The sequence below is a fragment of the Microcystis sp. LE19-84.1B genome, assembly GCF_027531875.1.
Taxonomy (GTDB): domain Bacteria; phylum Cyanobacteriota; class Cyanobacteriia; order Cyanobacteriales; family Microcystaceae; genus Microcystis; species Microcystis panniformis.
In genome coordinates this window covers 1-10,301 of sequence record NZ_JAPZSR010000479.1, presented here as the reverse complement: position 1 = coordinate 10,301, position 10,301 = coordinate 1, and the positions used below count along the sequence as shown (strand labels likewise).

Sequence of the window (10,301 nt, the reverse complement as noted above, 5' to 3'; positions counted from 1 at the left end):
CATGGATAAAATACCAAAGGGTTCCCCAACGTGATTCTCCATTTTTTTAGAGAAAGATAGACTCTCTCTCACCAGCCGAGAAATCCTTTGTCGAAAGGTATTATTTAATCTTTCAATAGGATTAGTTTGACCAGTTTCTTTTCCGACCGCTCGATGACGTTTACTCGGAATTACTGTCTTATCGGACTCCCAAAAGTCTGTGTAAGCAACCGCGCATTGTCGGTAAACACCGGGTAAACTGGCCCCAAAGTTTTTTAGCTGATTGACGACTCCTATCTCCGCGCATAGGGTTTGCGGCAAAAAGCTTTTCCTGGAGGCAGGGTGTGGGGTTTGGGGTTTTAGAAGCTAGAAGGATATATTAAGAAGGTGAGAGATTCCGATCAACGCTTATTGAGATAAATCTATTATGCTTATTTACTTTATTCACGGAGTGGCCACAAGAGATGCTAGTTATGCCAATAAATTAATCAAACTAATTGAAGAAGAATGTAAACGCAAAAATCGGGCGATTCCCTACTGTTAGGCATGATTTTGGGGAAATGTTCTCAAAGGAACCGAAAAATTATGGCGAGATATTGATCAAGAATTACAGACACAAAAACAGAAAAATAGTAATTTTAATCCCGAGCAATCCTTTCGCTATCAAAATTTTAGAAAAGAGTATTTATCTTATTTTATCGGTGACGCATTTAGCTATTTAGGCAGCGATCGAGGAAAACAAATTCGCCGCATTATTGCCGATCAATTAATCGATCTTGTTCAAGCTTATCCCCAGGAAACAGAATTACATATAGTTGCCCATTCTTTGGGTACTGTAATCCTTTGGTATCTGTTATTTTCCGAGCGTTTTGATCCTAAAGATCCCGCTCATGAAATTCGTGATCTTATCGGTAAAGAATGGGGCAAACTTTCCCTAGCTAGTGTGACAACAATGGGTTCACCGATCCCATTTTTGAATTTAACTTTAGGCATTGATACCGATCAAATTGAAAAATTTATTAGCCAGCATCAAGGCCAGCGTTTGCTCTGGAATAATCTGATCAATTCCTCCGATATTATCGCTTATCCAATTCGTCCTCTTTTTGATTCTATAACCGATGTATCCAAGATTTTAATGAGCGATTATTATCTAGAAGCGACTGGCAATATTTTTGATTCCGTAGAAATTGCTGCCGTTGTCTTAAATTCCCTTAATGCTCATACCTATTACCTAGCATCAGATAAAGTGGCTAAAAATATCGTAGAGACAATTTATTTTAATCAGCAGGATTATAATCATAGCAATAGTTACAGTAATAACACTTGTGTTGATCTTGCCATAGAAAGAATAGCTAAAATATCTGGAGTGACTAAAGATGTGGCAAAAATGAAACCTTTAAAAGAAAAAATATTACTAGAGGGTAAATTCAAAGATGCCAGTGGTTATATTTATTTAAGCTCAGATTTATATCGTGTTCATCATGTTTATATACAGGACAATCATCAAAATATTGTATATGCTGTATATGTGGGCTGGATTCATGTAGAGGGATTGAAAAATTCTGTTACAGAAATCATCAGACAGCTATGTTATGTCAACGATGAAGCAAAGAATAGCTAATAGCATGATGTACCAGACAATTTTTTAATTTTCCCTGCGCTATACTGCCATTATTGAGATTAAACCAGCATCTATGAATCAATCCCCCCGCATTCTAGCACTCGATTTTGATGGTGTTCTTTGTGATGGCATGATCGAGTATTTTCAGATTAGCAAACGCACCTATGAAACCCTTTGGCCGGAAATAATTCCCGAGGATTTTTTCCCGAGGTTTTCGCAACTTCGTCCCGTTATCGAAACCGGTTGGGAAATGCCTTTACTGTTGCGATCGCTCGTTCTCGATATTCCCGACGAGGAAGCTTTAAATAATTGGCCGTTAATTCGGCAAAATCTGCTAGAAAGGGAGAAAATAGCGAAAAAAGTCCTCTCAAATGCTCTCGATGGTCTTCGGGATCGATGGATTGAGTCGGATCTAGAGTCTTGGTTAGCTTTACATCAATTTTATCAACCTGCGATCGATCGCTTGGCCTCTCTTTTAGACTCGGATTTTTTGGTTTATATCATCACTACAAAAGAAAGCCGTTTTGTCAAGCAATTGTTACAAAAAGTAGCAATTGATTTTCCAGAAGCGAGATTAATTGGCAAGGAAATCAAACAGCCGAAATACCTGACTATTCAGCAAATACTGGCTGATTTACCGGAATCTCCCGCTAATTTGTGGTTTGTCGAGGATCGTCTCGATGCGTTGGAATTAGTGGAGCAACAAGCCGATTTAAACGATGTGGGCTTATATTTAGCCGATTGGGGATATAATACCGCTCAAATGCGCCAAAAAGTCGCTCAAGATACCCGTATTAAACTGTTATCCCTATCTCAATTTGCGGCAGACTTTACCCACTGGTAGAGTCAGTGACGAGGAATATTAAGGTAAACTATCTAACTTATCGTCGTCTAACCCACCCGACATTATCTGTTATAATAAAAAGCGTAGTCGTTATGAGTTGCATTTACGGTTATGACTGTCGAGAATTTAGTCATTATTGGTTCGGGACCCGCAGGATATACGGCGGCGATTTATGCGGCGCGTGCGAACTTAAAACCCTTGATGTTTGAGGGTTTCCAAGCGGGAGGCATTCCGGGGGGACAATTGATGACCACCACAGAAGTAGAAAATTTCCCCGGTTTTCCCGAAGGAATCACCGGTCCGAAGCTGATGGAAAGAATGAAGGAACAGGCCGAAAGATGGGGGACCCAATGCTATACCGAAGATGTTATCTCGGTGGATTTAAGTCAGCGTCCTTTTATCATTCGTTCCACGGACAGGGAAGTTAAGGCCAATAGTATTATTATCGCCACGGGAGCCACTGCCAAACGCTTAGGATTACCCAGCGAGGCCCAATTCTGGAGTAACGGGATTTCCGCTTGTGCTATCTGTGACGGTGCTACACCGATATTTAGAGAGGAAAACCTCGCTGTCATTGGTGGCGGTGACTCAGCGGCCGAAGAAGCCGTATATTTAACTAAATACGGCTCCCACGTCCATTTATTAATTCGTGGGGAAGCGATGCGTGCCTCGAAAGCAATGCAGGACCGGGTGTTAAATAATCCGAAAGTTACCGTTCATTTTCACACCCAAGCGGTGGATGTGTTCGGTACAGGCAGTAAAATGGCAGGAATACGCATTAAAAACTCGCAAACGGGAGAAATCAGCGAATTAGCCGTTAGAGGGTTATTTTATGCCATCGGTCACACTCCCAATACTTCCCTATTCCAAGGACAATTAGAATTAGACGAGGTGGGTTATGTAAAAGTCAAACCGGGGACCGTTGCTACCAGCGTCGAGGGGGTTTTTGCCGCAGGAGACGTGCAGGACCACGAATACCGTCAGGCCATCACCGCCGCAGGTACGGGGTGTATGGCGGCGTTATTGGCAGAAAGATGGTTATCGGAGCATAATTTAATCCAAGAATACCGTCAATCAGCCACTTCTGAACATTACGAGACGAAAACCGTTAGCGAAACCCCGGCCGATACGGAGGAGACTTTTGATATTCACAAAACCCGTCACGTTGGGGGTTATGCTTTGCGGAAATTATTCCATGATGGCGATCGCTTGTTAATGGTAAAATATGTTTCTCCCACCTGTGGCCCCTGTAAAACCCTGAAACCGATTTTAGATAAAGTGGTCGATGAGTACGATGGCAAAATTTATTTTGTGGAAATTGACATCGAAGCTGACCCAGAAATCGCCAAAATGGGTCAAGTAACCGGGACTCCCACGGTACAATTCTTTAAGGACCAGGAATTAGTAAAAGAAATGCGCGGAGTCAAACAAAAAAGCGATTTTCGTCAAGTAATTGAGAGTTATCAATAATCAGTTATCAGTTGTCAGGAGTCAGGAGTCGGTCGTTAGGAGATAGGGTTTTGGGGTGATAGGGTTTTGGGGTGATAGGGTTTTGGGGTGATAGGGTGATGAGACAGCTTCCCCATTCCCCCACTTCCCCACTTCCCCACTTCCCCACTTCCCCACTTCCCCATTCCCCCACTTCCCCACTTCCCCACTTCCCCACTTCCCCACTTCCCCACTTCCCCACTTCCCCACTTCCCCATTCCCCCACTTCCCCACTTCCCCACACCCTATGCTAGAGGCTTTACAATTTGATTTTATGCGCCATGCGATCGCCGCAGGAATATTAGTTAGTATTGCCTGTGGGATTGTGGGTACTTTGGTAGTAGTTAATCGCGTGGTTTTTATCAGTGGGGGAATCGCTCACGCTGCCTATGGAGGGATAGGAATCGGTTATTTTTTTGGGATTAATCCTGTGGTGGGGGCGATATTTTTTACCTTTTTTTCGGCTTTAGGCATGGGATTTTTACAGCGTCGCATCCGGGAGAGAGCCGATACTTTAATCGGGGTGATGTGGGCAATTGGTATGGCGATTGGGGTAATTTTTATTGATTTAACCCCAGGTTATAAAGCTGATTTAATGAGTTATCTTTTTGGTAGTATTTTGACTGTACCGAGGGATGATTTATGGATAATGGCGGGCATAGATATATTAATTATAACCTTAGTTAGTATCTTTTATAAAGAGTTGTTAGCCATATCTTTTGATGAAACCTTTGCGATTATTCGCAATATTCCCGTGGAGATAATTTATTTGGGTTTAATGGGAATAACCGCTTTAACTATTGTGGCGGTCATGCAGGTGGTAGGATTAATTATGGTAATTGCTTTGTTAACTATTCCCGCCGCTATCAGTGGACAATTTGTTAAAAATATGAAGGGAATGATGATCCTAGCGATTATTTTAGGAATTGTCTTTACTTTGGTTGGTTTATGGTTATCCTATAGTTTAAATCTCACCTCGGGGGCGACAATTATTTTAGTGGCAGGATTGGGCTATTTAATCAGTCTTACTTGGAAACCTTTTATGCTAACTATCACCAGAAAAATATCTAATCTTTAAGGCTCTCCCCTAGTTGTGGTGATCAGAAAAAGTTATCTAGGGCTTGCTGAATAAATCTAACAACCTTGTTGGATAAAGTTTTTAGACTTTTTTTCCCTCAAAAAGTGCCGACCATTGGAGTGATTGGGGGGAAAATTCCGGGACTTTTTCCTGGAAAATTAGGTAATTGACCACCTGAAAATAGGTAAAACCCCACACCCCACACCCCAAGAAAAACTTTTTGCCGCAAACCCTATCTAGGGAAGGGCGAAGGCACGCCCCCACATTGCCCCACATTAGTTGTTCTCTAGAGGGCGATGGGATAGTCCTGCCAATCATAACCCCAAACGCTGCTTTTGGCGGGCTTTATAGGAAGCTAACAGCCAGATAGAGCCAGAAATCAAAGAAGGAGCAAGGACGAAAAAAGTGGCCATGGTCACGGGATGTTCCCGGGCCCATGGCCAATAGATCATCACGGCAAAAATCAAGCCACAGTAAGCTAGTCCTAGAAAGGGGATGCCAATGACTAAAATGGCGAATCGAGTATCTTTATCCATAAAATATCGGGATGACAGCGAAAATTTAGCTGATGGGTTCCGCTTGTCCCTATGTTTACTTATAATCTTCCTTCTGGGATTGCTTGGGGAAAAATAAGGTATTTTTTAGAATTAGGCGCTGATTATTGGGAGGCCTTCCTTGCCGAAACAAAGATTAGATTTATTATTAGTAGCCAAAAATCTCTGTGATTCCCGTCAACAGGCACAGCGATTAATTCGCGCTGGAGAGGTGAAAGTCAATCACCAAATCATTGATAAACCTGCCACAGAAATCGATCCAGAAGCGGCGATCGAGGTTAAGCAGAAACTGCCCTATTTGTCAAGGGGGGGCGAAAAATTAGCCAAGGCCTTAGAATTGTTTGCCATCGATGTCAGCGATCGCATTTGTTTAGATGGGGGCATTTCCACGGGGGGATTTACCGATTGTCTCTTGCAAAAAGGGGCAAAACAGGTTTATGGGGTCGATGTGGGTTATGGACAAGTGGCCTGGAGTTTACGGCAGGATCAACGAGTTATTTTACTAGAAAGAACTAATTTTCGCTATTTAACCCCAGAAAAGTTATACGGACAGGAAAAACCCGCCGATTTAGCAGTTATGGATCTGTCTTTTATTTCTCTGACCAAAGTTTTACCGACCCTGTGGACGCTATTAAATCCACCGCGAGAGGCGATTTTATTGGTCAAACCCCAATTCGAGGTGGGACGGGAAAAAGTCGGTAAAAAAGGGGTAGTTCGCGACCATCAAGACCAAGCAGGGGCAATTTTTCAGGTTTTACAGGCCGCCGAAGTCTTAGGATGGTTCTATCGGGGTTTAACTTGGTCTCCCATTACCGGACCTGCGGGTAACGTCGAGTATCTTCTCTGGTTATCCACCGATACTGGCCCAGTTAGTCCCAGTTTAACAGCGATCGCAGAAATCACCCAAAAAGCGCTCGAACAGTTTTAAACCAGGTATTTTCTCAAGGAAGTGGGGAGAGGGGGAGATTTTCGGAAACCCCTTGACAAATGGCGAGACTTGCTTTAGACTTTATGTATAATGGGAATCCGTGCGCCCATATATATAGGGTTTTTGAGGGAAGATAAGAGAGAAAAAAATAGACTCAAAAATCGGGTTGGGTAGGAAGAGGATAAAGGTATGAAGAGGGAAATTTTCTCTCCCCGACAAGCATTAAACAAAGCATTTCTGAGAGTCAAACCGAATCTTGGTCAGGTAGAGAAGTTTCAAGTATTCTTACATACAAAAACGATGATCGGGGAGTTCAATATATCGGAAAATGGGAGGGATAACCCGAAAAATTATTGTTAAATCATGTTAAGTCCCGTAGAGACGATTAAAATTCTCGAAAATCATCCCGATCGCACTTTTCCAGCTGGTGAAGTTATTTTTGTCGATGGCACGGAGGGCGAGTTAATGTACGGTATTCTTAGCGGAGAAGTGGAGATGTATATCAAGGAACAATTGATAGAAACTCTAGAAAAAGGGGATGTATTCGGAGCAGGAGCGCTCCTGCATGGGGATAAACTGCGAGAATCCACAGCTATCGCCAAAACTGATTGTAAATTAGCCTGTCTCAATCAACCGCAGTTTTTATTTGCCGTGCAGGAAACCCCCATGTTTGCAATCGAAGTATTAAGAAGTTATTCCGATCGCTTTCGCAAGTTGAAAAAAATCTTCGCCGGTGAAGCATAGAGGAGCAAAGGAAAGCCATACCCCGAAAACTATTGACCGAAAATCTCACCGACAGTTAAACGGGAACCATTGACCAAATCCCCACCAGAACGCGGTGGTTTTCCCGATAATTGCACTTCTTTTAATAATAATAAACCCGCTCCCGTCTGCACTACCGGCCCGAAATTTTTCCAGAGAGTCACGATCGATCCCACTTCTCCGCTTAGATGAGAAAGGTCTTTTGTCTGTAATTCTCGAGGCAGTTGCTCCAGATCGTCTAGGGGAATAGTGGCCATCACTTTTAGGGGTTGTCCCCGGAAAGTGGTCAGCGCATTAGGATAAAAACCCCGGACTCGATCATGAATTGTCCGGCCCGAATCTTGCCAGTGGATTAGGTAGTCAGATTTCTGAATTAAAGGGGCATAGGTAGCATCGTCGTTATTTTGAGGAATTGGGGTAATTTCTGCTCGATCGAGCTTAGAGAGGGTTTCTAGGAGCAAATCCGCCCCCATTTGCCCTAGGGTTGCTCCCACCTGTTCGGCATTGTCAAAAAGAGCGATCGGGCTGTAGGCTTTTAGTAACATCGGTCCGGTGTCCATGCCCGCATCCATTAACATGGTGGTAATGCCGGTTTCTTTTTCTCCCCTAGCGATGCACCACTGCACGGGGGCTGCTCCCCGATATTTCGGTAAAATTGAGCCATGAACGTTAATACAGCCTAATCGCGGCATCTCTAGAATTTCTGGGGAGAGGATTTGTCCGTAGGCAACCACCACAAAAGCATCCGCTCGCGATTGTCTGAGAAAATCTAAGGTTTTAGCGTTTTTTTTGACACTTTTGGGCTGCAAAACTGGTATTTGCTGTTCTATCGCTATTTGTTTCACCGGTGAGGGGATTAATTGATTACCCCTTCCCCGGCGCTTGTCCGGTTGGGTAACGACGGCAATCACTTCTATATCGGGATTGGCTAATAATTTTTTGAGGGTGGGAACGGCAAAAGTCGGGGTTCCGAAAAAAACAATACGCATGGGAGAGGGGGGATTTTTCAGTTATCAGTGAGCAGTAATCATTAACGACTAACTATGCCGGACCATTGGATTTTTTTGGCTTTTTCCCGACGATAGGAGAAAAAATGCTCCTCTTGTTGATAGGTACAAAAAGGAGCGATCGCAATTTGTTCATCCCTAATTCCTAACTGTTGTAGTTGATGATAAATCACCCGTCGCACGTCTAAGCGCACTTTCCCTTTTTCCTCGTCAGCAAATAAGGGGGAGGGGGAGAGGTTAAATAAATTCCCTAGAATTTGGTCGGGATTGGTTTCTTGGGGAAATAAACTTAAACCCACTTGTGCGGCAACTTCTGTCTCTACTTGATACACTTCTCCGGCAATTGCCGGCCCCAGGGCCAGCACTAGGTTATCTAAACAACTACCAGATTTTAATAACTGCTTAACTGCTTTGGCAACTATCCCCTTGGCTGTCCCTCTCCATCCAGAATGAATCGCCACCCCAACACCAGTAGAGCGATCGCCTATTAGTACAGGCGTACAATCAGCACTGGCCACCCAAATCCCTTGACCGGAAGCATCGGTGATAATTCCATCCGCTTCGACAATTTCCGGGTTAGTAATCCCTTGAGGATTTAATAGGCGATCGCCATGTACCTGTTTGACCCGATAAACCGGTACATTTGCTCCTAAAGCCTCTGTAAAAGCTTCCGGGGTTTGGGGGTAATAATGACGGGTAAAAAAGCCGTGGGACCAGTCCTCTAGGAGATTACAGGTAAGATAGGGCAATCCTTGCCATATTTGCCATTGCCACAGAGAAGTCGCGGTTAATCGGACATCGATCGCTACATTGGTCACAGTCTAAGCCTCTCTTGCTACATTAATACCTCGTTCTTTCCTATCCTAGTTCTGAGCCTGGCAAACGGCAACCGGAAGATTATTTATATCTCCGGTAAAAATCAAAAATTGTTGTTAGGGTTAGGAGTCAGTAGCCAGTAGTCTCCGATCAGAAAAATAGTAGAGGAGGAACAAGAGAGAGAGCTATCGATGAATTAGAGAGATTATCACCGAATAATCCCCTAAAATCGGCTTCCTTAAACTTATTGTATAATCTGAGTAGAAATCTAGAAGCTTTATCGAAAAAAACACAGGAGGATAGGGAGTTTATTATGCGTTTAGCTCCACTTTACCAACAGGATAGAGAACAAGCGGTTCAAGAGGGACTGAAAAGAGGACTACAGCAAGGTGTACAGCAGGGTCTTGAACAGGGTAGAATTCAAGAAGCCAATCTTGTTATTAGACTTCTTCAACGACGTTTCGGGGAAATACCGCAAAATCTTGAGGAAACCATCCGTAACCTTCCTGTGGAGCGCTTAGAAGACTTAGGACTCGCTTTATTAGACTTTGACACTTTGACAGATTTAGATAACTGGTTGCATCCGTGACTCGCTTTATTTGGGATAAATTTAGCAAAGACTTCCTAGAAACCCTTCTTTCTCCCTACGGTACAGTAGTTGTCAGTAAAGAAGTCACCTCAGAAATTAAAGAAATTGATGTGTATTTTAGTCCTAATATCTCTGAAATTCCCTCTCAGTTAGGACTATTAGGCAGATTATGCCAAAATCCCTGTTTATTGGAACCCTATCGCAATGGGATTACCCTTGATGGTATCAATGATTGTCTATCCAAGCGCTTTGCTATCCGTGAAATCTTCCACAGAGAAGCAAAGAGAAATAAACAGAGAATATCAGAGGAGGAGATACCTAAGTTATGGATTTTGACTCCTACAGCTAGTGAGCGCATTTTATCCCTGTTTACGGCTCAATTACAACCCAATTGGGGAGAAGGGGTTTATTTTCTCCCGGAGGGTTTAGGTACAGCTATTGTCGTCATTCATCAATTACCCGCAATCCCAGAGACATTATGGCTAAGATTATTGGGTAGAGGAGGAACAAGAGAGAGAGCTATCGATGAATTAGAGAGATTATCACCGAATAATCCCCTAAAATCGGCTTCCTTAAACTTATTGTATAATCTGAGTAGAAATCTAGAAGCTTTATCGAAAAAAACACAGGAGGAT

At 43.2% G+C, this 10,301-nt stretch carries 11 protein-coding genes and 3 pseudogenes; 8 read left to right on the top strand and 6 right to left on the bottom strand.

Translation table 11 applies throughout. The features are described 5' to 3' along the window. Positions 1 to 280: pseudogene (locus O9324_RS26695) on the bottom strand (IS1 family transposase); the annotation flags it as partial. 126 nt (positions 281 to 406) lie between these two features. Here O9324_RS26695 and O9324_RS26690 point away from each other — a divergent pair. The 3 genes and pseudogenes from O9324_RS26690 to trxB all read left to right on the top strand — a co-directional run bounded on the left by O9324_RS26690 (position 407) and on the right by trxB (position 3,914). Continuing rightward, positions 407 to 1,600: pseudogene (locus O9324_RS26690) on the top strand (lipase family protein). Between the two features lie 73 nt (positions 1,601 to 1,673). Continuing rightward, on the top strand, positions 1,674 to 2,444 hold the full coding sequence (locus O9324_RS26685) for an HAD family hydrolase (RefSeq protein WP_288141783.1): 771 nt from the start codon (positions 1,674 to 1,676) through the stop codon (positions 2,442 to 2,444). A gap of 111 nt (positions 2,445 to 2,555) precedes the next feature. Then, a complete protein-coding gene (gene trxB, locus O9324_RS26680) occupies positions 2,556 to 3,914 on the top strand; it encodes a thioredoxin-disulfide reductase (protein WP_288141782.1) in 1,359 nt (452 codons plus the stop codon). 7 nt (positions 3,915 to 3,921) lie between these two features. On the opposite strand, the gene O9324_RS26675 is transcribed toward trxB, so the two are convergent. After that, the gene (locus O9324_RS26675) at positions 3,922 to 4,158 is read right to left on the bottom strand and encodes a hypothetical protein (RefSeq protein WP_288141781.1); all 237 of its coding nucleotides are present in this window, start codon (positions 4,156 to 4,158) and stop codon (positions 3,922 to 3,924) included. Positions 4,159 to 4,179: 21 nt separating this feature from the next. Here O9324_RS26675 and O9324_RS26670 point away from each other — a divergent pair, with 21 nt between their 5' ends. Further along, entirely contained in the window at positions 4,180 to 5,010 is an 831-nt protein-coding gene (locus tag O9324_RS26670) for a metal ABC transporter permease (RefSeq protein WP_288141780.1), read from the top strand. An 81-nt stretch (positions 5,011 to 5,091) separates the two neighbouring features. Here the strand turns inward: O9324_RS26670 and O9324_RS26665 are convergent, their stop codons facing one another. Beyond that, complete coding sequence (locus O9324_RS26665) at positions 5,092 to 5,286, bottom strand: hypothetical protein (protein ID WP_288141779.1); 195 nt, start codon at positions 5,284 to 5,286, stop codon at positions 5,092 to 5,094. A gap of 38 nt (positions 5,287 to 5,324) precedes the next feature. Then, entirely contained in the window at positions 5,325 to 5,546 is a 222-nt protein-coding gene (locus O9324_RS26660) for a hypothetical protein (protein ID WP_288141778.1), read from the bottom strand. A 139-nt stretch (positions 5,547 to 5,685) separates the two neighbouring features. On the opposite strand from O9324_RS26660, the gene O9324_RS26655 reads away from it, so the two are divergent. Then, entirely contained in the window at positions 5,686 to 6,492 is an 807-nt protein-coding gene (locus tag O9324_RS26655; protein WP_288141777.1) for a TlyA family RNA methyltransferase, read from the top strand. Between the two features lie 363 nt (positions 6,493 to 6,855). Beyond that, complete coding sequence (locus O9324_RS26650; RefSeq protein WP_002770239.1) at positions 6,856 to 7,236, top strand: cyclic nucleotide-binding domain-containing protein; 381 nt, start codon at positions 6,856 to 6,858, stop codon at positions 7,234 to 7,236. 29 nt (positions 7,237 to 7,265) lie between these two features. Here O9324_RS26650 and fmt read toward each other — a convergent pair whose 3' ends face one another. Both fmt and pgeF read right to left on the bottom strand, forming a co-directional pair. Then, entirely contained in the window at positions 7,266 to 8,243 is a 978-nt protein-coding gene (gene fmt, locus O9324_RS26645; RefSeq protein WP_288141776.1) for a methionyl-tRNA formyltransferase, read from the bottom strand. Between the two features lie 41 nt (positions 8,244 to 8,284). Further along, positions 8,285 to 9,079, bottom strand: coding sequence for a peptidoglycan editing factor PgeF (gene pgeF / locus O9324_RS26640; protein WP_002770242.1), 795 nt, complete (start codon positions 9,077 to 9,079; stop codon positions 8,285 to 8,287). A gap of 161 nt (positions 9,080 to 9,240) precedes the next feature. Here pgeF and O9324_RS27380 point away from each other — a divergent pair. After that, positions 9,241 to 9,666 (top strand): annotated as a pseudogene (locus tag O9324_RS27380) (DUF4351 domain-containing protein); the annotation flags it as partial. Beyond that, the coding region (locus tag O9324_RS26630; protein ID WP_288141775.1) for a hypothetical protein at positions 9,663 to 10,301 on the top strand (639 nt) is incomplete at its 3' end. The pseudogene O9324_RS27380 and the gene O9324_RS26630, both read left to right, overlap by 4 nt.